General features: G+C 39.1%; 17 protein-coding genes, 1 tRNA gene, 2 rRNA genes and 1 other RNA gene. 2 read left to right on the top strand and 19 right to left on the bottom strand.

Translation table 11 applies throughout. The features are described from left to right. Positions 1-30: 30 nt before the first annotated feature. The 11 genes from ACWPVO_RS06185 to ACWPVO_RS06135 all read right to left on the bottom strand — a co-directional run bounded on the left by ACWPVO_RS06185 (position 31) and on the right by ACWPVO_RS06135 (position 10,746). Positions 31-2,877 (bottom strand): 23S ribosomal RNA (locus tag ACWPVO_RS06185). Positions 2,878-3,006: 129 nt separating this feature from the next. Continuing rightward, positions 3,007-3,082 (bottom strand) — tRNA-Ala (locus ACWPVO_RS06180). A gap of 40 nt (positions 3,083-3,122) precedes the next feature. After that, positions 3,123-4,647, bottom strand: a 16S ribosomal RNA gene (locus tag ACWPVO_RS06175). Together the 16S and 23S rRNA genes with 1 tRNA gene alongside form the textbook arrangement of a ribosomal RNA operon. 417 nt (positions 4,648-5,064) lie before the next feature. Continuing rightward, complete coding sequence (locus ACWPVO_RS06170) at positions 5,065-5,865, bottom strand: putative ABC transporter permease (RefSeq protein WP_454207277.1); 801 nt, start codon at positions 5,863-5,865, stop codon at positions 5,065-5,067. 64 nt (positions 5,866-5,929) lie between these two features. Beyond that, positions 5,930-6,457: a LuxR C-terminal-related transcriptional regulator gene (locus ACWPVO_RS06165; protein WP_454207275.1), complete on the bottom strand. Its 528-nt coding sequence runs from the start codon at positions 6,455-6,457 to the stop codon at positions 5,930-5,932. After that, positions 6,454-7,464: a LacI family DNA-binding transcriptional regulator gene (locus tag ACWPVO_RS06160; RefSeq protein ID WP_060799759.1), complete on the bottom strand. Its 1,011-nt coding sequence runs from the start codon at positions 7,462-7,464 to the stop codon at positions 6,454-6,456. Before ACWPVO_RS06160 ends, ACWPVO_RS06165 begins: the two co-directional genes overlap by 4 nt. 10 nt (positions 7,465-7,474) lie before the next feature. Continuing rightward, positions 7,475-8,368 carry a diacylglycerol/lipid kinase family protein gene (locus tag ACWPVO_RS06155; RefSeq protein ID WP_005957863.1) on the bottom strand — a complete coding sequence of 298 codons (894 nt, stop codon included), beginning with the start codon at positions 8,366-8,368 and terminating at the stop codon, positions 7,475-7,477. Between the two features lie 59 nt (positions 8,369-8,427). After that, positions 8,428-8,922 (bottom strand): hypothetical protein, encoded by a 495-nt coding sequence (locus ACWPVO_RS06150; protein WP_005957876.1) that lies wholly within the window; start codon positions 8,920-8,922, stop codon positions 8,428-8,430. Between the two features lie 17 nt (positions 8,923-8,939). Further along, positions 8,940-9,497: a YtxH domain-containing protein gene (locus ACWPVO_RS06145; RefSeq protein ID WP_005957857.1), complete on the bottom strand. Its 558-nt coding sequence runs from the start codon at positions 9,495-9,497 to the stop codon at positions 8,940-8,942. Positions 9,498-9,630: 133 nt separating this feature from the next. Further along, positions 9,631-9,815, bottom strand: a non-coding RNA gene (gene ssrS / locus ACWPVO_RS06140) — 6S RNA. 34 nt (positions 9,816-9,849) lie between these two features. Further along, positions 9,850-10,746 carry an RluA family pseudouridine synthase gene (locus tag ACWPVO_RS06135; RefSeq protein WP_454207272.1) on the bottom strand — a complete coding sequence of 299 codons (897 nt, stop codon included), beginning with the start codon at positions 10,744-10,746 and terminating at the stop codon, positions 9,850-9,852. A 76-nt stretch (positions 10,747-10,822) separates the two neighbouring features. Here ACWPVO_RS06135 and ACWPVO_RS06130 point away from each other — a divergent pair, with 76 nt between their 5' ends. Continuing rightward, positions 10,823-11,623, top strand: a complete 801-nt coding sequence (locus tag ACWPVO_RS06130) for an NAD(+)/NADH kinase (RefSeq protein ID WP_454207270.1) — start codon at positions 10,823-10,825, stop codon at positions 11,621-11,623. A 192-nt stretch (positions 11,624-11,815) separates the two neighbouring features. On the opposite strand, the gene ACWPVO_RS06125 is transcribed toward ACWPVO_RS06130, so the two are convergent. The 4 genes from ACWPVO_RS06125 to ACWPVO_RS06110 form a co-directional block, all read right to left on the bottom strand. Beyond that, the gene (locus ACWPVO_RS06125; protein WP_060799755.1) at positions 11,816-13,414 is read right to left on the bottom strand and encodes a CTP synthase; all 1,599 of its coding nucleotides are present in this window, start codon (positions 13,412-13,414) and stop codon (positions 11,816-11,818) included. Between the two features lie 8 nt (positions 13,415-13,422). Then, entirely contained in the window at positions 13,423-15,495 is a 2,073-nt protein-coding gene (locus tag ACWPVO_RS06120) for a glutamine synthetase III (protein ID WP_454207268.1), read from the bottom strand. A 119-nt stretch (positions 15,496-15,614) separates the two neighbouring features. Further along, the gene (locus ACWPVO_RS06115; RefSeq protein ID WP_454207266.1) at positions 15,615-16,808 is read right to left on the bottom strand and encodes a sensor histidine kinase; all 1,194 of its coding nucleotides are present in this window, start codon (positions 16,806-16,808) and stop codon (positions 15,615-15,617) included. A 23-nt stretch (positions 16,809-16,831) separates the two neighbouring features. Then, the gene (locus ACWPVO_RS06110) at positions 16,832-17,524 is read right to left on the bottom strand and encodes a response regulator transcription factor (protein ID WP_454207264.1); all 693 of its coding nucleotides are present in this window, start codon (positions 17,522-17,524) and stop codon (positions 16,832-16,834) included. An 86-nt stretch (positions 17,525-17,610) separates the two neighbouring features. On the opposite strand from ACWPVO_RS06110, the gene ACWPVO_RS06105 reads away from it, so the two are divergent. Next, positions 17,611-18,525, top strand: a complete 915-nt coding sequence (locus ACWPVO_RS06105) for a YihY/virulence factor BrkB family protein (RefSeq protein ID WP_060799751.1) — start codon at positions 17,611-17,613, stop codon at positions 18,523-18,525. Here ACWPVO_RS06105 and ACWPVO_RS06100 read toward each other — a convergent pair. The 4 genes from ACWPVO_RS06100 to ACWPVO_RS06085 form a co-directional block, all read right to left on the bottom strand. Beyond that, positions 18,522-19,124: a ComF family protein gene (locus ACWPVO_RS06100; protein ID WP_454207262.1), complete on the bottom strand. Its 603-nt coding sequence runs from the start codon at positions 19,122-19,124 to the stop codon at positions 18,522-18,524. The two genes, ACWPVO_RS06105 and ACWPVO_RS06100, sit on opposite strands and share 4 nt — an antisense overlap. After that, positions 19,105-21,282, bottom strand: coding sequence for an SF1B family DNA helicase RecD2 (recD2, locus tag ACWPVO_RS06095; RefSeq protein WP_454207260.1), 2,178 nt, complete (start codon positions 21,280-21,282; stop codon positions 19,105-19,107). Before recD2 ends, ACWPVO_RS06100 begins: the two co-directional genes overlap by 20 nt. A 101-nt stretch (positions 21,283-21,383) precedes the next feature. Continuing rightward, positions 21,384-21,680, bottom strand: coding sequence for a PspC domain-containing protein (locus ACWPVO_RS06090; RefSeq protein WP_005957865.1), 297 nt, complete (start codon positions 21,678-21,680; stop codon positions 21,384-21,386). 58 nt (positions 21,681-21,738) lie between these two features. Next, positions 21,739-25,164 carry a pyruvate carboxylase gene (locus tag ACWPVO_RS06085; protein WP_454207257.1) on the bottom strand — a complete coding sequence of 1,142 codons (3,426 nt, stop codon included), beginning with the start codon at positions 25,162-25,164 and terminating at the stop codon, positions 21,739-21,741. Between the last annotated feature and the right edge of the window lie 265 nt (positions 25,165-25,429).

The following is a 25,429-nucleotide window of genomic DNA, read 5'->3' as shown; positions in this document are numbered from 1 at the left end:
TAACTTAAAAACTAATCTTCCTTTAACTCTTTGGTCAAGTCTTCGACCTATTAGTACTCGCTAGCTGAATGTATTGCTACACTTACACCTTGAGCCTATCTACCTAATTTTCTTCTAGGGGTCTTATCTTTCGAGGGAAATCTCATCTCGAGGGGGGCTTCGGGCTTAGATGCCTTCAGCTCTTATCCCTTCCAAACTTAGCTTCCCAGCTATGCACTTGGCAGTACAACTGGTGCACCAGAGGTTTGTCCATCCCGGTCCTCTCGTACTAAGGACAGCTCCTCTCAAATTTCCTACGCCCACGACGGATAGGGACCGAACTGTCTCGCGACGTTCTGAACCCAGCTCGCGTGCCTCTTTAATGGGCGAACAGCCCAACCCTTGGGACCTACTTCAGCCCCAGGATGAGACGAGCCGACATCGAGGTGCCAAACCTCCCCGTCGATGTGGACTCTTGGGGGAGATAAGCCTGTTATCCCCGGGGTAGCTTTTATCCGTTGAGCGATGGCCCTTCCACTCGGTACCACCGGATCACTAAGTCCTGCTTTCGCATCTGCTCGACTTGTTGGTCTCGCAGTTAAGCTCCCTTCTGCCTTTATACTCTACGCACGATTTCCATCCGTGCTGAGGGAACCTTTGAACGCCTCCGTTACTCTTTCGGAGGCGACCGCCCCAGTCAAACTGTCCAACTGAGAGTGTCCCTTCCCCAGATTCATGGGGTTAGGTTAGAATTCTAGCATTAAAAGAGTGGTATCCCAACGGTGGCTCCTTAGATACTGGCGTACCTAATTCTCTGCCTCCCACCTATTCTGTACATTTAATCCCAAAATTCAATCTCAGCCTACAGTAAAGCTCCACGGGGTCTTTCCGTCCTGTCGTGGGTAAGCGGCATCTTTACCGCTACTACAATTTCACCGGATCCTTTGTTGAGACAGTGCCCAAATCGTTACACCTTTCGTGCGGGTCGGAACTTACCCGACAAGGAATTTCGCTACCTTAGGACCGTTATAGTTACGGCCGCCGTTTACTGGGGCTTCAGTTCTAAGCTTCGCTTGCGCTAACTTTTTCCCTTAACCTTCCAGCACCGGGCAGGTGTCAGCTCCTATACTTCGTCTTTCGACTTAGCAGAAACTTGTGTTTTTGGTAAACAGTCGCTTGGGCCTTTTCACTGCGGCCCCCTGTTACAGGGGCTCCCCTTCTCCCGAAGTTACGGGGTCATTTTGCCGAGTTCCTTAACAAAGGTTTTTCCGCTCGTCTTAGGATTCTCTCCTCACCTACCTGTGTCGGTTTACGGTACGGGCGATACTTCTCTTGTAGTGGCTTTTCTTGGCAGTGTGGAGTCATAAGCTTCTCTACTTGTTTTCGATCCGCATTACGCTTCATCCTTTTCGGAGAGCGGATTTGCCTACTCTCCAGACTTTGCGCTTGCACGCCTCACCAACTGGGCGCTCTTATTATCCTCCTGCGTCCCCACTTCCTTTAACGATTGTATCGGTACAGGAATTTCAACCTGTTGTCCATCGACTACGCTTTTCAGCCTCGCCTTAGGTCCCGACTTACCCTGAGTGGACGAGCCTTGCTCAGGAATCCTTGGGTTTTCGACGGGTGAGATTCTCACTCACCTCTCGCTACTCATGCCAGCATTCTCTCTTGTATGATGTCCACACTGCCTTACGGCTTATGCTTCGTCCTTCATACATTGCTCCTCTACCAACGTTATTCGTTCCATAGCTTCGGTATATAGTTTAGCCCCGGTTATCTTCGGCGCAGAGTCACTTGACTAGTGAGCTATTACGCACTCTTTAAATGAGTGGCTGCTTCTAAGCCAACATCCTAGTTGTCTCAGTAACTCCACATCCTTTCCCACTTAACTATAATTTTGGGACCTTAGCTGATGGTCTGGGCTCTTTCCCTTTCGACTATGAAGCTCATCCCACATAGTCTGACTCCCTAGTGCATGATATGGTATTCGGAGTTTGATAGGTTTTGGTAACATATGCATGCCCCGCAACCAATCAGTGCTCTACCCCCTTTTCATGTCTTACTAGAGGCTAGCCCTAAAGCTATTTCGAGGAGAACCAGCTATCTCCGTGTTCGTTTGGCTTTTCACCCCTATCCACAAGTCATCCGATAACTTTTAAACGTTACCCGGTTCGAGCCTCCATTGAATTTTACTTCAACTTCACTCTGCTCATGGATAGATCACACGGTTTCGGGTCTACAACCACTAACTTTCGCCCTATTTAGACTCGCTTTCGCTTCGGCTCCGCATCTGTAATGCTTAACCTTGCTAGTAATCGTAACTCGCTGGCCCGTTCTACAAAAAGTACACGATCGTGGCGTATGCCACTTTCGCTGCTTGTAAACACTAGGTTTCAGATTCTATTTCACTCCCCTCTCGGGGTTCTTTTCACCTTTCCCTCACGGTACTTGTTCGCTATCGGTCACCAAGTAGTATTTAGCCTTAGGGGGTGGTCCCCCCATCTTCCCACTGAATTTCTCGTGTTCCGTGGTACTCTTTTGTGTCGGATATCTTCGCTTTCGCCTACAGGACTCTTACCTTCTTTGGTTAATCTTCCCAGATTATTTGGCTGGCTATTGTCTCTTTTTACACTTTGGGCTCTTCCCCGTTCGCTCGCCGCTACTCAGGGAATCGAGTTTTCTTTCTTTTCCTCAGGTTACTTAGATGTTTCAGTTCACCTGGTTCGCTTCCTATAGTTATGGATTGGCTATAGGATACCTTACGGTGGGTTTCCCCATTCGGATATCTACGGGTCAATGGATATTTGCTCCTCTCCGTAGCTTTTCGCAGCTTGTCACGTCCTTCGTCGCCTCTTGGTGCCTAGGCATTCACCTAGTGCTCTTTTTAACTTGACCTTTGTTAATAAACATTTCTGTTTATTTCCAGTTTAATTGTTTGTTTAAGAAATTTTGATTAGTTTTTAAGTTGTTATGGTTCTCTTCTTTTTTCAAAGAAGGTTCAGAGTAGCATTTTCATGCTATTCATGGTGGAGATAAGGAGATTCGAACTCCTGACCTCCTGCTTGCAAGGCAGGCGCTCTCCCAACTGAGCTATACCCCCATATATATAATTAAAATAGTGTGAAGATTATTTTCCTTAGAAAGGAGGTGATCCAGCCGCACCTTCCGATACGGCTACCTTGTTACGACTTCACCCCAGTCACCTATCCTACCTTCGACTGCTGCTTCCTTACGGTTTGCTCGCAGGCTTCGGGTATTACAAGCTTCCATGGTGTGACGGGCGGTGTGTACAAGACCCGGGAACGCATTCACCGCAGCATTCTGATCTGCGATTACTAGCAACTCCATCTTCATGTACTCGAGTTGCAGAGTACAATCCGAACTGGGAAAGACTTTTTGAGGTTTGCTTAATATCACTATTTCGCTTCCCTTTGTATCTTCCATTGTAGCACGTGTGTAGCCCAGGGCATATAGGGCATGATGATTTGACGTCATCCCCACCTTCCTCCGATTTATCATCGGCAGTCTCTTTAGAGTCCCCATCCGAAATGCTGGTAACTAAAGATAGGGGTTGCGCTCGTTGCCAGACTTAACTGAACATCTCACGACACGAGCTGACGACAACCATGCACCACCTGTATTGAGGCTTCCGAAGAAGAGGGTATATCTCTATACCGGTCCTCAGTATGTCAAGCCCTGGTAAGGTTCTTCGCGTTGCTTCGAATTAAACCACATGCTCCGCTGCTTGTGCGGGTCCCCGTCAATTCCTTTGAGTTTCATGCTTGCGCACGTACTCCCCAGGCGGAGTGCTTAATGTGTTAACTGCGGCACCGAATTATTCCGATACCTAGCACTCATCGTTTACAGCGTGGACTACCAGGGTATCTAATCCTGTTTGCTACCCACGCTTTCGTTCCTCAGCGTCAGAATGAGCCCAGTAAGTCGCCTTCGCCACCGGTATTCTTTTTAATATCTACGCATTTCACCGCTACACTAAAAATTCCACTTACCTCTACTCTTCTCAAGATATGCAGTTTCAAATGCTTACAGTAGTTAAGCTACTGCCTTTTACACCTGACTTGCATTTCCGCCTGCGAACCCTTTACGCCCAGTGATTCCGGACAACGCTAGCCCCCTACGTATTACCGCGGCTGCTGGCACGTAGTTAGCCGGGGCTTTTTCTTATGGTACCGTCATTATCTTCCCATATAAAAGAACTTTACGACTCGAAAGCCTTCTTCGTTCACGCGGCGTCGCTGCATCAGAGTTCCCTCCATTGTGCAATATTCCCCACTGCTGCCTCCCGTAGGAGTTTGGACCGTTTCTCAGTTCCAATGTGGCCGTTCACCCTCTCAGGCCGGCTACCCATCGTCGCCTTGGTGGGCCGTTACCTCACCAACTAGCTAATGGGACGCGAGTCCATCTTAGACCGCCGGAGCTTTGATCATTTATGCATGTGCATATGTGATTTCATTTGGTATTAATCCCGGTTTCCCGAGGCTATCCCAATGTCTAAGGCAGGTTACTCACGTGTTACTCACCCGTCCGCCGCTAATCCATCTTATCTTCGCCCCGAAGGGTTCTGTTAAGGTTTCATCGCTCGACTTGCATGTGTTAAGCGCGCCGCCAGCGTTCGTCCTGAGCCAGGATCAAACTCTCAATTAAAAATTTGTATGACTCATTAGTTTTCTCAAAACTAAACGAATATCTGGTTTGCTTTTTGATTCTTTGACAAGAATCTGTGATTCTATCACGAATTTGTTTATCTTCACACTATTTAATTATCATGTTTCATTTGCTACCTTTTTGAAGTAGCTTGTTTATTATACTACCGTGTTTTTTCTTTGTCAAGTAATTTTTACATTTTTTTTATTTTGTTTTTACTTAACTAACCAGTAGTTTTTTTGCTGTCTTTAAGTGACAACTTCTATATATTAGCATCTAGAAAATCATCTGTCAACTGTTTTTTTATTTTTTTGTAAAAAAAATATATAGCAGCTGTTTTTTTGACAACTGCTATATATTACTATTTTCTTTTTTATCTGTCAATGACTTTTTTAAAAGTTTTTTATTTTTTTACTCTTAGTCTCTTGAGTATTGATCTCTTATCCTCTCTCTTAACTCTTCTATCTCTCTTTGTCTTTCTCCTAGTCTCTTACTTAAGTTAGGGAAGGATTTTAATATTCTCTTTTCTTCTAATTGAGCTTTTCTTTCTTTTAAATCTTTGATCCTATTTTCAATTTCTATAAACTCTGGCTTCTTCTTTAGTTCTTCTTGTCTACTTTCAATTTTGACTGTCTTGTCGTAAACTCTTACTCCAATCTTATCGGATACTTTTTTAATGTCTCTACTAATCTTATCTATGGATTTAAATTCTTTATTCAATCCAATAAGTGTAACAATAGTAGCAATTAGATCTAGGGTCATAATTATTACTAAACCAATCCCCAGATATTTTATAAAAGCATCTGGCACAAAGCCCACAAGTTTTCTTATTAGTGGATGGACTGCTTCGTATAATAGGAAGCAAAACATCCCCCATATTACTGAAAATTCTAAGCAGACGTAGCCTCCTATGTTTAATTTTCTATCGGAGTAATCCCACCATCTCTCGTGAAATATTTTTTCAAGCAAGAAGCCTGCCACGAATTCTATTAGGGTCGCTATTAACATTGAGCCAAGGAACAAGACCAACTTGTTCTTCTCTGCTATGTCTGTCAAAAAGTATATTACTGATATGGCACCAAAACCATATATTGGACAGTAGGGTCCTGCCAAGAAGCCACGGTTAATAAACTTCCCCTTTGTGACTGCGTGGTAGGATACTTCTACTACCCAACCTATGAAGGCGTAGATAAAAAAATAAATTAAATAGTCTCTCATGTCTTCCTCTTTCTAATTTTATGTAAAAAAAAATATGTTAGTCTTACTAACATATTATAAACTATTAATATTTAATTTGGCTGTAATTTTTTATTATTTCTTTTCTTCCACTGACTCCTAATTTTTTGTAGACAGAAGTTAAGTTGTTCTTTATTGTTTTCTCACTAATAAATATTTCTCTCGAGATCTCCTTGTTGGTCTTGCCCAAAATTATTTCTTCTAAAAGCTTTTTCTCTCTCCTGTTGAGAGTTTTTAGTTTTTCAAACTTATAGCTCCTATTAGTCTTAGCTTCTTTTAAACTTTCTTCTATATAGATGTAGCCTCTTAGGGTCTTATCTATCCCTTCTCTTACATCATCAGCTGACGCCCAATAGCTAAGTAGTGAATAGTCTATTACAAGGGGAATATTTTTCTCGTCTATTAATCTGATCTTATCAACTTCAAGCTTCTCTAAATTCTTGTCTTCAAAGATTAGGATGTCAAAGTCTTCTCCTGCGTCCTCATAAAAATCAAGGACTTCATATCCTTCTAGGATATTTTGAAGTCCCTTCATTATAATTTCACTTTTGGTCTCAATAGAAACTCTTGTCATCTCAATTCCTTTACACTTTCTCTTTCAAGAATTTGTGATGGAAGTACAAGATTTTCTGATAGGTCGCTTTCCTTCTTGTCAATTTTCTTTAGGATCTTCCTAATTGAAACTGCACCGATGTCGTAGTAAGGAATCTTTACAGTTGTAAGTTTTGGTCTATAGATATCAGAAATATAAGATCCTCCAAAGCCTGTTACGGAAATATCATCTGGAGTCTTGTAGCCATTGTCTAACAACATGTTCATTAGGTGGATGGCAATTGTGTCATAGGATGTGAAGAAAGCTGTAACTCCCTCCTTCTTAACTGTGTCAAGAATCTTTCCTTCTTCATCTTCTATGTCCTTTGCATCACGACCTTCAACAAAAAGATTTATCTTCTTTAAGCCAGCCTCTTCCATGGCCCTGTTGTAGCCTTCAACCTTTTTCTTTTCAAAAGTCCTGTCATAGTCCTTCCTTACAGCAAGAGAAGCAATATTCTTGTGTCCCTTTTCTATTAAAAGCTTAACCATTTCATAGGATGCTTTTTCATAGTCTATTTCTGTTGAGAATTTTTCAATTTCATAGAAGTTTGAAATGATTACATATGGTATCTTGCTTTCTTCAAGTTTGTATTCAAGTTTAGGATTGTGTAAGTTTGAAATTACAATAATACCTTCAACTTGTTTTTGTGCCAATAGGTTGGCAAACTTCATTTCAGATTCTGCGTCACCATAGGAGCTTGATAAAAGTATGTCGTATTTGTACATTCTTCCAACTTCTTCAACCCCTCTAAGGATTTGTGAAATAAAATTGGATCCAATGTCTTCTACAATTACACCAATTAAATTTGATTTCTTTGTAACTAAACTTCTCGCAACTTCGTTTGGTTTATAATCCAAAACGTCAATAGCGTGTAGGACTCTTCTTCGTGCCTCAGGGCTAACAGGTTTTGAGTCATTTATTACCCTTGATACTGTAGATATGGATACATCTGCCATTTTTGCTACATCTTTAATTGTAGATGCCATAGTTTCCTCCTTATGGTACTATTATTTTTAATTTATTTTCCAAAACTTTAAAAGTCATAGGAAGTGTTGAAGCTTTCTCTCCATCAACATCAATTGTTAGATTTTCATCACTAGATATTTTTATATTTTTAGTCTTTAAGTACATTACCTTGTTATGGTCAACATGTCGTCCACCCATTAGAGAGGCAAAAAGTTCAGGAACATCAGAAATCCTGATTTCCTTAAAAATAAGTACATCCAGAAATCCATCTGAAATATCTGCCAAGGGAGCCATTTTTTTAAAGCCTCCAACTGAAGTCGAGTTTGTTATTAGAAACAAAAGTCCTTCAATAGTTCCAGTAAACTCTTCACTTTCTATATAAAAGTTTAAACTCTTTTTATATTTAAAAATTTTTTCTTCTAAAAGGACCCTTGCACCTTCAAGATAATAAGCCATGTCACCTAAAGTTGCTTTTTTCTCAGCTGAAACAGTGTAGGCAATCTCTGTAAGCATGCCACCTGCTGCAACATTAATAAAGGCTCTTTCGCCAGCAAGTCCCAGGTCAATGGTCTTTGTCTTATAATTTTTTATCATTTTATAGAAGGCATTGGGGGATGTTGGTAGTCCTTGTGCGTTGGCAAAATCATTTACCGTACCACTTTGAAGGATTCCCAAGGGAATATCCCTACCTGATAGGTACATTCCATTTACAACTTCATTTACTGTCCCATCTCCACCGCTACAAATTATAAAGTCCTCTCCAGAGTAATCGTAGGCAAACCTAGTGCCATCGCCCTCTTCGTGAGTGAATAGGAGTTCAATCTCATACCTGTCCTCACTCATCAACTCTATAAGTTCTAATATTTTGCCTAACGCTGCCCCTCTGCCGGAGTTTGGGTTGGCAATAATTTTAACTCTCTTCATTTTTTCCTCTTGTCTACTTATAAAAATAAAAGGAGACGAAGAATAACTCCGTCCCTAGTTTATCTTAGAAAGACTTCTTTAACAGTCTTTGCAACTTCTCTTAAAATATAAAAATAGTCGATGGCGTTATTTGAACTAAGTGAAATAGTTTTAGCTGTATCAGAAATAACATCTGATATATTCATAACTGTATTTGACACTCTAAAAGAAGTATCATCGACTTGTCTAGTAATACCATTAACTGTATCTGAAACAGAACCTACAGTTGACATAAGTCTTTCGACTTCTGGTTTTACATCATTTACAAGCTTTGTAGCATCAGTTGAAATTGCATTCACATTGTCAGAAATATCCTTGGCATTATCCATAATAGAAGGAACAGTCTTTATTGTGTGATCAATTTCTCCTTGGTTTCTCTCAACAATTTCATTAACATTCTTTAAAATTTTAAATACATTAATAAGCACTAAGAATAGTGCAACAAGTGCAGCTATACCAGCTACATAAAGTAGGAAACTAAGTAGGCCACCTATAGTAAATGCTTGATCTAACATCCTATATACCCCCTATCTTATTTTCTTGCTTCTTTTTCTACCTTGTCTTTTGTTTCTTCAACAGATTCTTTTACATTTTCAGCTGATTTTTTTGCTTCTTTTTTAACTTCTTTAGCGCCTTCTTTTAGGTCTTCTTTAACGTCTTTAGCTGTATCTTTAACTTCTTCTGTTGTATTTTTTACATCATGTTTAATGTCTTCAGCGCCAGCTCTTACAACTTCGCCAATTGCTTTAGCTTTAGCCTTAGCTACTTCAACATCTTCGTCAAATTCATATTTTTTTTGTGCAGCTCTTTCTCTTAAGTCAGCATAAGTCTTCTTAGCTTGTTCGCCAGCTTGGTAAGCCTTGAATTCAAGAGTGTCCTTAGCATCATTAGCTGCGTTTAAAGCTTGGTTAGCTGCTTCTTTAGATTTGTTTGCTATATCTTCACGAGTCTTTTTACCTTCTTGAGGTGCAAAAAGAATTCCACCAAGTGCTCCTAGTGCAAGACCAGTACCAATTTTTGAAATTTCTTTAAGTCTTCTTCTTCTAACTGCTTGATTTCTTTTTTCTTCTAAATAATCGAATAATCCCATAATAACTCTCCTTTATATTGTTTGTTTGTTATACTTGTTAATATTTTACCCTTTAACATTTAAATTAATCACATTAACTCAAGATTATTCAAAACAAGAATAAAATTCATATAAATAAACATTTAAAATAATAGTAAAAACCGCAATGCCGATACCTAGTTAATTCACACCCGCCAAAAATTATGGTGGGTAAAAAACTTGATAGCGTATTCTGACTTCCGCTCAAAGACGGATTGCCATAGGACGCTCATACACAGTTTCCCGTGTGTAATTTGTCGGTTGAATTAAATAGGCATTCTTCGTACATCGCAGAATTTACCTAAGTAAATTATAACGCAATGAAAGTGTTTTTTCAATAAGAGCAGGGAAAAAAGGAAAAATCTTTGGGAAGCTTTGCATAAACTTCTATCTCCTTATTATTCCTTGGGAGTTTAAATTTTAATGAATAGGAGTGAAGGGCCTGCCTATTAATAAGATCTGACTTCTTACCATAAAGACTATCACCTAGGATAGGGTGACCTATGTGGGCCATGTGAACTCTTATCTGATGAGTCCTTCCTGTGTGAAGGGTCAAGAGGACTAGGCTCATATCCTTGTACTCATCTAGGACTTCATAAGAAGTTAGAGATCTCTTCCCGATGACGTAATTTACTTCACGTCTTATACCGTCTTCACTTGTGGCAATTGGTCCGTCAATAAGTCCTTCCTTCTCTTCAAGAATTCCCTCAACTACAGCCAGATATTTTTTCTCCACATCTTCTTTAAAGTCGCTGGAAATTTTATCTTGAGCAAAAGAATTTTTTGCTGCCACGACAAGACCCGAAGTGTCCCTGTCAAGTCTATTTACAAACCTGACCTTCCTCTTTAGGCCTTCATCTTCAAAATATCCCAAGAGATAATTTAAAAGAGTCCCATCAGCATCGTCCTTGGCAGTGTGAGTCACCATAAAGGGTTCTTTGTTCACTATGACAAGGTCATCGTCCTCGTATATGATGTCAAGGTCTTTGTGTTCTACTACTCCATTGGGATCTTCATCTTCAAACCTAAGTGATACAAGGTCGCCCTTTTTTAAAAATTTATTTTTCCTATTTACTCTGGAGTTCAAATAAATATTTCCACTCTTAACTGACTTTCTTATTAGTCTTGAGGAAAGTCCTCTCTCCTTTAAGAAGTCATTTACCTTTATTTTATTTCCCGAATTTCCGTTGAACTTAAAATTTATAAAATCTTTTGAATTTAATCTATACATTATACACCTCTAGTCAAGGGAACTTTATTCGTTTATAATATAAATAATGATAAAAAAAATCAAGGGGGTTTAAGTCTTGTCAAAAATTATAAATATACTTACCAACGCAAATTACGAGTCAAAGAAAACTGCTACAAATTTGCACAAGGTTTTAACAAAATATGGATATGAACCCTTTAACGGTTTCAAAAAAAATGCTGAGATTTCTATTTGTATAGGGGGCGACGGCTCTTTCATAAAGGCCATCCACAAGAACGACTTTCCAGAAATGCCCTTCGTGGGAATAAACACTGGCCACCTAGGTTTTTATCAAGAGATAAAACCTGAAGAAGTTGAAAAATTTGTAAAGGACTACAAGGATGGCAACTACCAAGTTGACGACATCAAACTAATTAGGTCTGACATCTACACAAAAAGCAAGACCTACAAGTTTTACTCCATCAACGAAGTTGTATTAAAGGCGGCTCACTCAAAGACAATTCACATGAATGTCTTTATAGATAGGAACCACGTGGAAAAATTTTCTGGCGACGGCGTCCTAGTTTCAACTCCATCAGGATCAACTGCCTACAACTTTTCTTCTGGAGGCGCCATAGTCTATCCAAGTCTTCACGTCTTGCAGATGACTCCCATCTCCCCAATGAACTCAGCTGCCTATAGGTCTCTTGGCTCATCAGTTATTGTACCAGGGGCTCACACAATTTCACTTGTTGTTGAAAAAAGATACAAGGACTCCAATTTGCTCTTAGTTGACGGGTCAGAATACTTCTTCAACAACTTACACAGGGTCAACATAAGACTCTCAAACAAAACAATAAAAAAACTTGTCTTCTCAAATAATTCCTACTGGGATAATTTAAAAGACAAGTTCCTATAAGAAAATCCTGGTCAAGAACCAGGACTTTTTTATTTTTTAATAAATTGCTTTTAATATGAAATTAAAACTAAAACTAAAACTAAAATCCAAAATTTAAAATTTAAATCCAAAAATTAAAATTTAAAATTCAAAGTTTCAAAAGAAAAAAAATCTCACCCACATAAGATGGATGAGATTTTATTTTTTATATTTTTATTTATTTTTCTTTTGGATTACTGCTTTCACAAAGCCGTTAAATAATGGGTGAACCTTTGTAGGTCTTGACTTAAATTCTGGATGGAATTGACAAGCCACGAAGAAGTCTTCGTCCTTTAGTTCAATTATTTCAACTAGGTCCTTGTCTTCGTTGATACCAGAGAAGACTACGCCAGCTGACCTAATCTTGCCCCTGAAGTCGTTGTTAAATTCGTATCTGTGTCTGTGTCTTTCCTTAATTTTTTCTTGACCATAAAGAGAGTAAACTAGGGAGTCCTTTTCAATTGTGCAGTCATAATTGCCAAGTCTTAAAGTTCCTCCAACATTTTTAATGTCCTTTTGGTTTTCTAAAAGGTCAATGATTGGATAGTTTGTATCTGGATTTATCTCTGTAGAGTTGGCATCCTTAAATCCAAGCTTGTTTCTTGCAATGTCAATAAGTGCGATTTGCATTCCGTAACAAATTCCAAAGTAAGGGATGTGGTTGTCACGAGCGTACTTAGAAGCCATGATCATTCCTTCAGTTCCACGTGATCCAAAGCCACCTGGTACAATTATCCCATCAAGTCCATCGAGTATGCTTGCATCTTTTTCAATATCTTCTGCATCTATCCACTTGATATTTACCTTGTAGCCATTTTCGCAACCTGCATCAGTTAAAGCTTGAGTCACAGAAAGATAAGCATCGTGAAGGCTTACATATTTTCCAACAAGTCCAATGGTAACGTCACCCTTGACGTCCTTAAATCTTTTAACCATATCTCTCCACTTGCCCTTGGAAGCTGGTCTGTCTTCTAGGTCAAGTTCCTTTAAGATGTAGTCGTCAAGGTGTTGTTCGTGGAAAACTAGGGGAACTTCATAAATAAGTTCAACATTTGTTGATTGGATAACTGCTTCCACTGGCACGTCACAGAACAATGAAATCTTTTCTCTCAAGTCATCTGTAACTAGACCATTAGACCTTACAATTATTACATCTGTTTTAATTCCATTAGACATTAGCTCCTTGAAGGAGTGTTGAGTTGGCTTTGTCTTTAATTCATCTGAACCAGGAATGTTTGGCACAAGAACTGTGTGAACAAATAGGACGTCAGATTTTTTATTTTCTGAGTGAATTTGTCTTATAGCTTCCAAAAATGGAAGGGATTCAATGTCACCTACTGTACCACCAATTTCTGTTATTACAACATCAGCCTTGGATTCCTTGGCAGCCTTGTAAACTGCATTTTTAATTTCGTTAGTGATGTGAGGGATTACTTGGACAGTTGCTCCGTCGTAGTCTCCCCTTCTCTCCTTGGCAATAACTGTTGAATAAACCTTGCCAGTTGTAATTGACGCACCCTTAGTCAACTCTTCATCAATAAATCTTTCATAGTGACCAAGGTCTAAGTCAGTTTCTGCTCCATCCTTAGTTACAAAAACTTCCCCATGTTGGTAGGGACTCATAGTTCCTGGGTCAACATTTAGGTAAGGATCAAATTTTTGCATAAAGACAGAAAGTCCCCTGTCCTTTAAAAGTCTACCAATACTTGCTGCAGAAATTCCCTTTCCAATTCCTGAAACAACTCCACCTGTAACAAATATAAATTTCGTCATACTTCCTCCTAGCTTAATGAATTAAAAATATCTTCGTAAGATGGCAAAGTCATATTCTTTCTTGAGATTAATCTTTCCATTTGGTCTGCTATCCTTCTTGTTGTAAGGAGCTTAGTGGCAATATTTCTCTCAACATACTCTGCCTTTTTGTATATGTCATCTATATTATTTGAATGATCAAGGAGAAGATTGATTTCATCTCCACATTCAAGTAAGTCCGTAATCATCTTGTCTATTCTATCATACTTAATCCTTAGTTTTTCATTGTTTTTGAATTTTAAAATTTGAGATAGGTCATTTAATTCAGCCATCCCCATAGGAACTAGGTCCTTGTGAATCATTGAGACCATAGTCTTGGCCTCAAGACTTTGATAAATTACAACTTCTTCAAGGTTTACCTCATAGGAAGCCTTGATTTCCTTTTCTGTATAAATTCCCCTCTTGATGAAAATGTCGTGGAAGTCAAAGTCCCTCAAAGAAACTAGGGCATCAAAATAAGTCTTGTGGTTGGCAAGTCCCCTTCTCTTAGCTTCTTCCTTCCAATCATCAGAATAATTATCGCCATCGCAAATTATCCTGTCGTGGTTTTCCATAATTTCTCTTACAATTCCAAGAGTTTTTTCCCTTAACTTATTAGGATCATCTTGGAAGTCCTTTAACTTTTCATAAATATTTGCAAGAGAGTCTGCCATGGCACAATTTAATGCAATGTTTAAATCAGACCCAGTCTTAGATGAGCCAAGCATCCTAAATTCGAACTTGTTACCAGTAAAGGCAACAGCAGCTGTCCTGTTTCTGTCGCTTGAGTCCCTAGGAACACTTAAGAGGTTGTAGCCCCTAAAGCTATTGTCAGAATCTTTTTTGTATTCGATGTCTTCCTTAATGTCCCTAAATAATTCTTCTAAGTCAGATCCAAGGAAGAGGGAAATAATTGCTGGAGGTGCTTCGTCTGCTCCCAGCCTAAAGTCGTTGGAAGTTGATGATGCACTTACCCTCAAAAGACTTTGGTACTTGTCTGTAGCTTCGATAATCGCTGCAGTAAATAATAAAAATACATTGTTATTGTAAGGGTCATCGCCTGGGTCAAAGACATTTAGTCCATAGTTTGTGACAATGGAATAATTGTTGTGCTTGCCAGATCCATTTACACTATTAAAGGGTTTTTCATGGAAGAGGCATACCAAATTATTTTCTAGGGCAGTTTCCTTTAAGATATTCATCAAAAGTTGATTGTCATCTATTGCCACATTTACATTTTCGAATAGGATTGCCATTTCAAATTGATTTGGGGCAACTTCGTTGTGCTCAGCTTCAGAATAAATTCCAAGCTCGTAAAGTTTTTTGTCTACGTCCTTATAAAATTTTTCTACCCTTGCAGGGATTTGACCAAAGTAATGGTCTGATAGCTCTTGCCCCTTTGGAGATGGAGCACCAACAATGGTCCTTCCAATATTTTTAAGATCGCTTCTCTTCTTGTAGACTTCCTTATCAAGTAAGAAAAATTCTTGTTCAAGTCCAACCTTGACCCTCATCCTGTAGGCATACTCGTCCTTTTCAAATAAGTTAACAACCTTTGTTCCTTCTTCGCTTAAGATTTTTGTGGAGTCAATGAGTGGACCCCTCTTATCAAGTTTTTCTCCCTTGTAGGACATAAAAATAGTTGGGATGTATAAGACACTTCCAATTACAAAGGAATTTGCTGTAAGGTCCCAATAAGTATAACCTCTTGCTTCAAAGGTTGACCTCATACCTCCAGATGGGAAGGATGATGCGTCAGGCTCTCCCTTGACAAGCTCCTTGCCAGAGAACCTATTAATTGGTTCGTTGTCAGAGGTCCTAGATATAAAGGCCTCGTGCTTCTTTGCAGTGTGACCAGAGAGTGGCAAGAACCAGTGGGCAAAGTGCGTTGCACCATTTTTTAAAGCCCAGTCCTTCATGGCGTGGGCAATGGCATCTGCTGTCTCCCTGTCTAGGTCTTTTTCGTTTCTTAGTGCATCCTTCCACTTTAAGTAGATTGGATAGGGTAGTGATTCCTTCATCTTCTTCTTGTTAAAACTTTTTATCCCAAATTCTTCTATCATACTTCCCCCTATTAAAAATAAAAACAAAAAAATGGCAATTAATTAAAATTGCCATTATGAAAAACCTGTGGTTTCTTTTTATTTTATTTCAATTTAAAAACTTTGTCAATAAAATATAGTCAATCAGAATCCCTTAAGAGGAGGACGTGGACCTCGAACCACTGACCGTGGATTGACACCTTGACTTCTCCACCGAGAAGCTCTGCCAAGTTCTTCACTATGTTAAGACCAAGTCCTGATCCCTCAGAGTGTCGTGACCTGTCAGCCTTTAAGAGTTCTTCAAAAAGTTCATCAGAATTCATATTTAGTTTTTCATCTACTATGTTCTTCACATAAAATTCTATGGTTGACTCTCTTTCTATTACACCAGCGAGGACTCTTGTGCCAGGTCTTGCGTGCTTGGCTGCATTGGAAAATAAGTTTTCCACTATCCTCACAAAGAGATTGACGTCAGTGTAAATTAAAATTTCATCACTTGCTGACTTGTAAGAGAATTCCAAGTCCCTCTTCTCGAAGAGGGAGTCGTAGTCTCCATAGATTTGTAAAATCATCTCGTTTAATTCAACTAAGGACTTCTCAATAGAAAGGTTGCCCGTGCTTGTCTTGGATGCAAAGACCAAGTCAACGATTAAGTCCTTTAACCTCGTTGAGTTCCTCTTTAGTATTGCAACAAAATTCTTCGCCTCGTCATCAAGGACTTCCTTCTTAGACAAGAGGTCGGCGTAATTTATTATAGAAGTGAGAGGAGTCTTTAAGTCGTGAGAAATATTTGTAATCAAATCAACCTTAAACCTCTCGGACCTAAAGTTTTCTTCCAGCCTTAACCTGTCACGGACCTTAAAGTCTTCCATTAAGACAGTAATCTTGTCCAGGTATTCATTCTCAAAGGGGCTTGGGATTTCAAATTCATAGCCATAGAGGATGGATTCTATGAGCTCAATGGAAAGAGCATTTTGAGCAAACTGAACTTCCACAATAATAACCGCCCTTAGGATCATAAAGAGTAGGACGTTTAAAAGGACTATATCACTTTTTATCAAGCTGTAAAAAATTATGTACATAATTATCAGAGTAACATTCAAGGTCCCAAAGAGTCTGAAATTTTTAAAACGCCTATACTTGTAGAGGTTGTAGGTAAAAATTGTATCCAAGAGTTTCTTCCTCTTGATCTTTAAGAGGGCAAAGATTAAAGTTACAGTCCACGCTAGGATAAAGTGCTTGTTGATGTTAAAGAGCTCAAAAATAATTACTGAAGACACAAAAATATTTTCAAGAAAGACCCTGTCCATTAAATCGAGAAATAGGTCTCTCATAAAAACTTTAAAATCAGATAACATTACTTGACCTCAATCTTATAGCCCATCCCATAGACAGATTTAATTAGGTCAGGCTTCCTTGGATTGATTTCAATCTTGTCACGCAAGTGGGAAATATGAACAGAAATTATTTTTCTAACATCAATAGCTTCTTCTTCCCAGACTCTTTCATAGATCTCATTAGAAGAAAAAACTCTCCCAGGATTTTTTGCAAGCAAGTAAAGAATCTTGTATTCATAAGGAGTTAGGTTAGCAATATCATCTTCAACACGAACTTCCTTTGAGTCGTCAAAAATTGAAACTCTGCCAATTTTTAAGTCTCCAGTCTTTATGTCTGATGCACCAAGAGAAAAATACCTTCTTATTAGAGAGTTGACTCTCGCTGTAAGCTCAACTGCATTAAAGGGCTTAGTGATGTAATCGTCGGCTCCAACATTTAGGCCCACAATCTTATCTGTGACTTCACCCTTAGCCGATAAAACAATTATTGGAATATTTGTCTTCTCCCTCATCTTCATTATGAGGGTAATTCCATCCATAACAGGCATCATTATGTCAATGATCGAAAGGTGAATTTCATTCTCCTTAATAATTTCAAGAGCTCTAGCCCCATCTTCTGCTGTGAAGACCTTGTAGCCCTCGGCTTTCAAATAAATTTTTATTGCGTCTAAGATATCTCTCTCGTCGTCGCAAACTAATATATTGTAGTTCATAGTATCACCTAATCCTATTTTATCATTTAATGATTTGTTATCATATGACATTTACTATATAATACTCAAGAGGTGTTAAAGAAAATATGAATAATTTTATAGATAAGGTCAAAGACAAAAAGGCCTTTACTTTTTTTGATAAACTAATTTACAGGGTCTTGGACCACGACACCCTATCTTATGGAGGAAGTCTAACATATTTTTTAATATTATCCATCTTCCCCTTCTTAATATCATTAATCAATGCTATTAATTTTTCAGGGATTCTTGATCCAGAATATCTTTACGGACTTCTCGATGTCCTTCCTGGTGAAATCCAAGAAATTATAAGAAACTTTTTAAATGAGCTTCACATGTCATCATCGGGATCCTTTTTAACAATCTCCTTCGTGGCAGGTCTTTTCACTGCATCAACTGCAGTCTTTAAGCTCATGAAGATAATAAATCAATCCTATGGCTTTGTTGAGTCAAGAGGCTTCCTAGCTCAAAGGCTAATGGCCCTCTTCTTTACCCTAGCCCTAATCCTCATGATTTTTCTTCTTGTCCTCACACAAATCTTTGGACAAATTATTTATGTAAACATCATGTCCTACCTGGGGATTGAGAATGCATCCTTCGACAAGATTTGGTCCATTGCAAAAAATGCAATTCCCCTTGCCTACATGCTTATTACCTTTATCCTCTTGTACAAATTTTCTCCATCAAAGTCTAGAGAAAATATGATTACAATAAAGTCCGTCTTGCCAGGTTCAATCTTCGCAACCCTTGGCCTAATAATTGCCTCATCAGGATTTAACTTTTATGTATCCAGCTTCGGCAAGTATTCCATAACTTATGGATCTCTTGGAGGTATCATAGTCTTTTTGATTTGGCTCTACCTCCTATCAACTATAACTTTAGTTGGAGCAGAGATAAACTCCACCCTCTACTCCATGAGGAACTTTAAAAGTCTTAACAACTGGCCAAGACATGATTCAATCTTTAAAAATTTACAAGGCTAAGCAATTTCTGTGGCTGCAATTAGTGCAGTCACTTTTTTTATGCCTGCCTTCTTGGCAATTTTTGTGAGTTCAGATATTGTTGCCCCAGTTGTTATTACGTCATCAACGATAATTATCTCTTCAGCATAATTTTTCACTTCAAAGGCATCTCGTAGGTTCTCTTCACGGTCAAACTTCTTTAAGCCAACTTGAAATTTGGTATCTATAACTTTTTCAAAGACATCCTGGCAGGGCAGGTCCAAGTTCCTTGCAATTTTCTCCGCCAAAATCTTGGACTGGTTGTAGCCTCTTTCCCCTTCCTTCTTCCTGTGCATGGGGACATAGGCTATGACTTGGTCCTTTAAGTTTTTCTCCAAAATCTTTTCCGTCATGATTTCAGAAATTATTTCTCCATAAGAAAGCTTTCCCTTAAATTTAAAATCAATAATGAGCCTCCTCATAATGCCAGAGTAAGTGGAAGAAACTATTAAGTCATCAAGACCCTCAACGTCATAATAGTAGGCTGGGTCCTTATTTATTAGACTTATGCACTCGTGACAAAGGCCATAGTCTTCAACCACTCTCCCACATAAGGGGCACTTATCCTCTTTTAATTTCATCTTGGTCCCTCAACTTTTTCTCAAGCTTGGAATACCTCTTGCGAGTCCTATTGTTTTCAATCATCTTCATGAGATAGTCGCTTATGCCCACAAGGACAACTGCCTTTGATGCTCTCGTTATAGCTGTGTAAATCAAATTTCTTGTTAAGAGCATTGGAGCAGCCCTGTAAATTGGAATAACAACTACGGGGAACTCACTTCCCTGAGACTTGTGGATGGTCATGGCATAGGCAAGGGCAAGCTCATCAAGATTATCAGACTTGTATTCAACACTTCTCACGTCATCAAAGACAACTGTTAGCTTTTTATTTTCCTTGTCAATTTTTGAAATATAACCAAGGTCTCCGTTAAAGACTCCCTTTTGCTTGTCATCATAAAATTCATTTTCTATTTTGGATTCCAACTCATAATTATTTTTTGTCTGTAGGACCCTATCCCCTAACTTAAATTTTTTGCCAAGGACTTCTATAAATTCGTCGCTGTCATTTAAGTGGTCTTGGAGGGCAAGGTTCAAGTTTTCTGTCCCATGGACCCCCTTCTTAGTTGGAGTTAGGACTTGGACGTCAGCCTGGCTCACATTAAAATAATTTGGCAACCTAGTCTTCACAAGGTCCTTAATAATTTCAAGTCCCTTGGCCTCTCCCCTTTCAGAAATCATAAAGAAGTCTCCACGATTTAAGATTGGAGCCTCCCCCTTGTTGATCAAGTGGGCATTTTTTACAATCATGGACTCTTCAGACTGCCTAAAAATTTCTTCAAGGTTGACTGACTCAATAACTCCTGATTCCAAAATATCTGCCAAGACATTACCAGGGCCAACAGATGGAAGTTGGTCCTTATCGCCAACTAGGATCAAGCGAGTTGGGGACTCAATGGACTTTAAGAGAGTTTCCATTAAGAGGATGTCCACCATGGAAACCTCATCAAGAATTAAGACGTCACACTCAAGCTCTTCCACATTGGCAAAGTCGCCGCCAAAACCAATCTCAAGGAGCTTGTGGATGGTGAAGGCATCTCTTCCTGTTTGTTCCTTCATCCTCTTGGCAGCCCTTCCCGTTGGAGCAGCCAACTTTATCTCCTTGTCCATGGACTCAAAAATATCTATTAAGACCTTTAGGGTTGTGGTCTTACCTGTTCCCGGTCCTCCAGTTATGACAAAGACACCCTTGTTGATGGCGTCCTTGACTGCCCTTCTCTGAGTTTTTGAAAGTTCAATATTTCTAAATTTTTCAGTATTTTTAATTTTTTCATCAATATCAAAATTTTCATCAAAGGAATTATTTAATTCAATTAACTTGCCTGCAACATAATTTTCTGCTGCCAAGTATCTAGCTATGTAGCAGTTGTAGTCTTCTCCATCTCTCTCAACAAAAAAGTTTTTCTCAAGAGTTAGAGTCCTTGCAATCTCATCTGGGTCCTCAAAGCTTGTCCCAAGAATTTTTTCTCCTGCCTTGATTAACTTGTCAAGGGGCAAGTAAGTGTGACCATCCCTATTGGCAAGCATAAGGGCGTACTTAAGTCCAGCCAGCCTCCTAAAGTCAGAGTCCTTTGCGATTCCAATGGACTCAGCAATTTCATCCGCCTTCTTGAAGCCCAGTCCCCTCACTCTTCCTATCAAGTCGTAGGGATTTTTCATTACAAGATCTATGGACTCATCCCCATACTCCTTGTAGATTTTTAAAATCACAGAAGCTGGAAGATTGTACTTGGAGAAGTGAAGGAAGATCTTCCTCATGGCATACTGCTTGTCCAGGACTTCCTTGATGTCCCTGTATTTTTTCTTCCCGATGCCCTTAATAGATAGGAGCCTTTCAGGATGATTTTCTATAACATCAAGAGTCTGGTCCTTAAACTCATCAACAATTCTTTCAGCCATTTTTTCTCCAACGTGGGGGATCATGGCAGAAGATAGATAGGAAACAATGGCAGCTTCCCCCTCAGGCATAACTTCTTCAAGGTCTGTAAAGGCAAACTGGTCTCCATACTTATTGTGGTAGGTGAAGTCCCCAGTAAATTTGTATTTTAAGTTTTCTTTAAAAATTGTGGCCGATCCAACAACTACAAGGTCGCCATCACTTGAAATTATTTTTGCAACAGTGTAGCCGTTGTCTTCATTTCTAAAAATTATTTTCTCCACAAGACCTTCAAGACTAATCAATTAAAACACCTCGACAATATTGTATCAAGTAATGGAGAGATTATACAGAAATATTTGCCAGCTTATGAGCATTAAAAAAGAGGTCCCCTTGGACCCCTCTCTCAATAAAAATCTTCGTCATTCTTCTTTTGTCTTTCGTACTCATCCCTATAATTTCCGTAACTATCTTTGAATGGATCAGAAAACTTTTCGCCATAGGACTCATCTATTCTCCCGATTGGTTCGCTTGGAATAATAATAGCAAGGGCAATGTAGACCCAAATGCTAAGTCCTCCTGGCACAATTAACAGAAAAGTTATAAGTCTCACAAGTGTAGAGTCGATGCCAAGATACTTTGCTATCCCGCCACAAACTCCTGCAAAAAACCTATCATTTCTCGACCTGTATAACTTTTTCATTTCACACTTCCTTTATAAATTTCATAAGCTAATAATAAATTACCCCAGAGAAAATTTTTTATTCAAAGCACAATAATAGCTGGCCACTTTCCACCATGTCGCCTTCTCTTACCCTGATGTCTTTAACTTTTCCATCAATGTTTGCGACAATATTTGTTTCCATCTTCATGGCTTCAGCCACAAAGAGGCTGTCTCCCTTTTTAACTTCGTCGCCTTCAGCAACAAGAACTTTTACAATCTTGCCCGGTATTGATGAACCAACTTCCCTTTCATTCTTTGGATCGGCATAAATTTTTTCTTCTCCGAGACTTTCTCCTGCCTTTACAGTTTCGTCCTTGATCTTAATAGTCCTTCTTGATCCATTTATTTCAAAAGTTAAGTTTCTTGTTCCATCTTCTAATAGTTTTCCAACTTCAATTAAAGTTACAATTAAAGTCTTGCCTTCTTCAAGAGAAATTTCTGTTGACTCGCCTTCCATTAGTCCATGGAAGAATACGTCTGACCCAATTCTTGTCACTTCCCCATTTTCTTTTATATAGTCAAGGTAGTCATCAAAGACCTTTGGATATAGGGCTGAAGAAATTATATCTTCTTCACTTGGACTTATTCCCTTGTCTTCCAAATGCCTTTTAATTTTATCAAAGTCCTCATCTTCTAAAAGTTCTCCAGGTCTTTTTGTAATTGGACTTTCTCCCTTAAGAATCATTTCTTGTAAGTCTTTAGGGAAGCCTCCATAAGGTTGACCCATCATTCCCCTAAAGTAAGTCATGACAGAGTCAGGATAGTCTAAGTTTTTACCCTTTTCCAAAATATTTTCTGGAGTGAGCTCATTTTGCACCATAAAAATTGCAAAGTCCCCAACCATTTTTGATGAAGGAGTTACTTTGACAATGTCGCCCACCATTTCGTTGACACGCTTGTACATTTCCTTAACATCCTTAAACTTGTGACCAAGTCCAAAGGACTCAACTTGTGGCTTTAGGTTTGAATATTGGCCTCCAGGAATTTCATACTTATAAATTTCTGTAGTACCTGACTTCAAATCAGATTCAAAGTTTGAGTAAACTGGTCTAACTGCAGCCCAATATTTTGAAATGTCCTCTACCTTATCTAAATCTATTTCTGTATCCCTTTCAGTGTTCTTAAGGGCAGCTACAACTGAGTTAAGGGCAGGTTGGGAAGTTAGTCCACTCATGGAGTTAACTGCTGTGTCAACAATATCAACCCCAGCTTCAGTTGCCTGCAAGATTGTTGCAACCCCGTTGCCAGTTGTGTCGTGAGTGTGAAGGTGGATTGGAAGACCCACTTCTTCCTTTAAGTTCTTGATTAACTTCTTAGCTGCGTAAGGTTTTAATAGACCTGACATGTCCTTGATGCCAAGAATTTGTGCACCAGTCCTTTCAAGTTCTTTTGCAAAGTCAACATAATACTTAATAGAATACTTGTCCCTCTTCTCGTCAAGTATGTCCCCAGTGTAGCACATTGTCGCCTCAGCGATTTTTCCATTTTCAAGAACTTGGTCAATGGAAAGCCTCATACCATCAAGCCAGTTAAGTGAATCAAATACCCTAAAGAGGTCAACACCATTTTTTGCAGACTCCTTGATGAACTTTACAACCACATTGTCTGGATAATTTTTGTAACCCACTGTGTTGTTGCCACGAATTAACATTTGCAAAAGCATATTTGGCATCCTTTCACGAAGGAGCCTCAACCTTTCCCATGGATCTTCGTGGAGGAACCTGTAAGCAACATCAAAGGTTGCCCCGCCCCACATTTCTACAGAGAATAATTTATCCATGTTGTAGTTCATAGCCTCAGCAATCTTCACAAGGTCAATAGTCCTCATCCTTGTAGCCATAAGAGATTGGTGGGCATCACGCATAGTGGTATCAGTTAAGAGGAGCTTCTTTTCCCTTAAGATGTGATCTTTAATTCCATCAGGTCCCAGCTCATCAAAAATTTGCTTGTAACCCCTGAAGTTCTTTCTCTCAAAATCTGGAACTTGTGGAACATCAAAATTTTTCTCAAGAGTCTTAGTGTCATTGACAACCCTCTCTCCAATAATTTTCATGAGCCTAAGTTCCTTGTCCTTAGAGGATTTAATCTCGAACAACTCTGGATGCTCTTCAATAAAACCTGTGTCGCAAGTTCCCTCTTCAAACTCTTTGGTGTTTAAAACATTTAACAAGAAGCCAATGTTAGTCTTAACTCCACCAACCTTTAGTTCAGAAAGAGACCTCTTTGCCTTTCTTATGGCATCCTTCCAAGTCCTTGCCTCGGTAATTACCTTTACAAGAAGAGAGTCATAATAAGGCGAAATCACTGCACCAGTAAAGCCGTTGCCACCGTCAAGTCTTACCCCAAAACCAGAAGATGACCTGTATAAATTAATTTGCCCAGTGTCTGGCATAAAGTTGTTGAGAGGATCTTCTGTTGTAACACGACATTGGATAGAAAAACCCCTGTGGTCAATGGCATCTTGACCCCTGATTCCAATTTCCTCACTGTCAAGCCTGTAGCCCATGGCAACGAGAATTTGCGACTGAACAATATCAATATCAGTGCACATTTCTGTAATAGTGTGCTCAACTTGGACCCTTGGATTAACCTCTATAAAATAATGGTCTCCCTTGGAGTCAACTAAAAATTCAACAGTACCTGCGTTAGAATAGCCAATAGACCTTGCAATCTTTAGGGCGTCTTGGCAAATTTCTTCCCTAAGTTCCACTGGAAGAGAAAAGGCTGGAGTGTATTCAATAACCTTTTGGTGACGTCTTTGGATAGAACAGTCCCTTTCATAAAGGTGAACAATATTTCCATACTCGTCTCCCAAAATTTGCACCTCAATATGCTTTGGCTTGTGAAGATACTTTTCAATAAACATGGAATCATCGCCAAAGGCTTTTTTCGCTTCGTTCTTGGCAGATTGAAACTTATCCAAAAGTTCCTCTTGGCTCTGGGCAATCCTCATGCCCCTACCGCCACCACCAGCAGCAGCCTTAATCATAACAGGATAGCCACAAGACCTTGCAAAGAGAAGAGCCTCTTCCTCATTGCGAATAGGTTTTTCAATTCCAGGAATAGTTGCAACACCAGCTTCCTTTGCAACAATCTTTGAAGTGATCTTGTCCCCAAGCTTTTCCATAACCTCTGGGCTTGGTCCAATAAAAGTAATTCCCTCTTCTCTACACTTCCTTGCGAACTCAGGATTTTCTGACAAAAATCCGTAGCCAGGGTGGATGGCATCAACGCCCTTCTTCTTTGCAAGACTAATTATCTCGTCAATGTCTAGGTAGGCATCAAGAGGTGACTTCCCCTTGCCAATCTCATAAGACTCGTCAGCCTTAGTCCTAAAGAGTGCCAGCCTATCCTCTTCAGAATAAATGGCAACTGAGCGAATCCCCATTTCTCTTGCTGCCCTGAAAATTCTAATGGCAATCTCTCCACGATTAGCAACTAAAATTCTTTTGAACTTCTTCATAATTTCCTCCCTTTTAGTTTTAGATATTATACAACAAATACAGACTAAAGTGTAGAAGTAAGAGTAAAGAATTGGCCAATAAAAATAAGGACCTCAAAGGGTCCCTAAAAATTTTTATAATTTATTATTACTTAATATAGTTTTGCAAGTTTATAATTATTTACTGCTTCATAAATAATTACAACTTAATAAGCTTTTACAACTTAATAAACTTTTACGACTTAACAAATTTTTACAAGTTTATAAGAATTTACGACTTACAAAA

This window comes from Peptoniphilus sp. Marseille-Q6390 (genome assembly GCF_965119475.1).
This window is presented reverse-complemented; position numbering and strand designations above follow the sequence as displayed.

What these genes read in the sequence shown, in the direction of transcription:
- ACWPVO_RS06170 (WP_454207277.1), bottom strand. Translation starts at nt 5,865, where the DNA reads ATGAGAGACTATTTAATTTATTTTTTTATCTACGCCTTCATAGGTTGG.
- ACWPVO_RS06165 (WP_454207275.1), bottom strand. Translation starts at nt 6,457, where the DNA reads ATGACAAGAGTTTCTATTGAGACCAAAAGTGAAATTATAATGAAGGGA.
- ACWPVO_RS06160 (WP_060799759.1), bottom strand. Translation starts at nt 7,464, where the DNA reads ATGGCATCTACAATTAAAGATGTAGCAAAAATGGCAGATGTATCCATA.
- ACWPVO_RS06155 (WP_005957863.1), bottom strand. Translation starts at nt 8,368, where the DNA reads ATGAAGAGAGTTAAAATTATTGCCAACCCAAACTCCGGCAGAGGGGCA.
- ACWPVO_RS06150 (WP_005957876.1), bottom strand. Translation starts at nt 8,922, where the DNA reads ATGTTAGATCAAGCATTTACTATAGGTGGCCTACTTAGTTTCCTACTT.
- ACWPVO_RS06145 (WP_005957857.1), bottom strand. Translation starts at nt 9,497, where the DNA reads ATGGGATTATTCGATTATTTAGAAGAAAAAAGAAATCAAGCAGTTAGA.
- ACWPVO_RS06135 (WP_454207272.1), bottom strand. Translation starts at nt 10,746, where the DNA reads ATGTATAGATTAAATTCAAAAGATTTTATAAATTTTAAGTTCAACGGA.
- ACWPVO_RS06125 (WP_060799755.1), bottom strand. Translation starts at nt 13,414, where the DNA reads ATGACGAAATTTATATTTGTTACAGGTGGAGTTGTTTCAGGAATTGGA.
- ACWPVO_RS06120 (WP_454207268.1), bottom strand. Translation starts at nt 15,495, where the DNA reads ATGATAGAAGAATTTGGGATAAAAAGTTTTAACAAGAAGAAGATGAAG.
- ACWPVO_RS06115 (WP_454207266.1), bottom strand. Translation starts at nt 16,808, where the DNA reads ATGAGAGACCTATTTCTCGATTTAATGGACAGGGTCTTTCTTGAAAAT.
- ACWPVO_RS06110 (WP_454207264.1), bottom strand. Translation starts at nt 17,524, where the DNA reads ATGAACTACAATATATTAGTTTGCGACGACGAGAGAGATATCTTAGAC.
- ACWPVO_RS06105 (WP_060799751.1), top strand. Translation starts at nt 17,611, where the DNA reads ATGAATAATTTTATAGATAAGGTCAAAGACAAAAAGGCCTTTACTTTT.
- ACWPVO_RS06100 (WP_454207262.1), bottom strand. Translation starts at nt 19,124, where the DNA reads ATGAAATTAAAAGAGGATAAGTGCCCCTTATGTGGGAGAGTGGTTGAA.
- ACWPVO_RS06090 (WP_005957865.1), bottom strand. Translation starts at nt 21,680, where the DNA reads ATGAAAAAGTTATACAGGTCGAGAAATGATAGGTTTTTTGCAGGAGTT.
- ACWPVO_RS06085 (WP_454207257.1), bottom strand. Translation starts at nt 25,164, where the DNA reads ATGAAGAAGTTCAAAAGAATTTTAGTTGCTAATCGTGGAGAGATTGCC.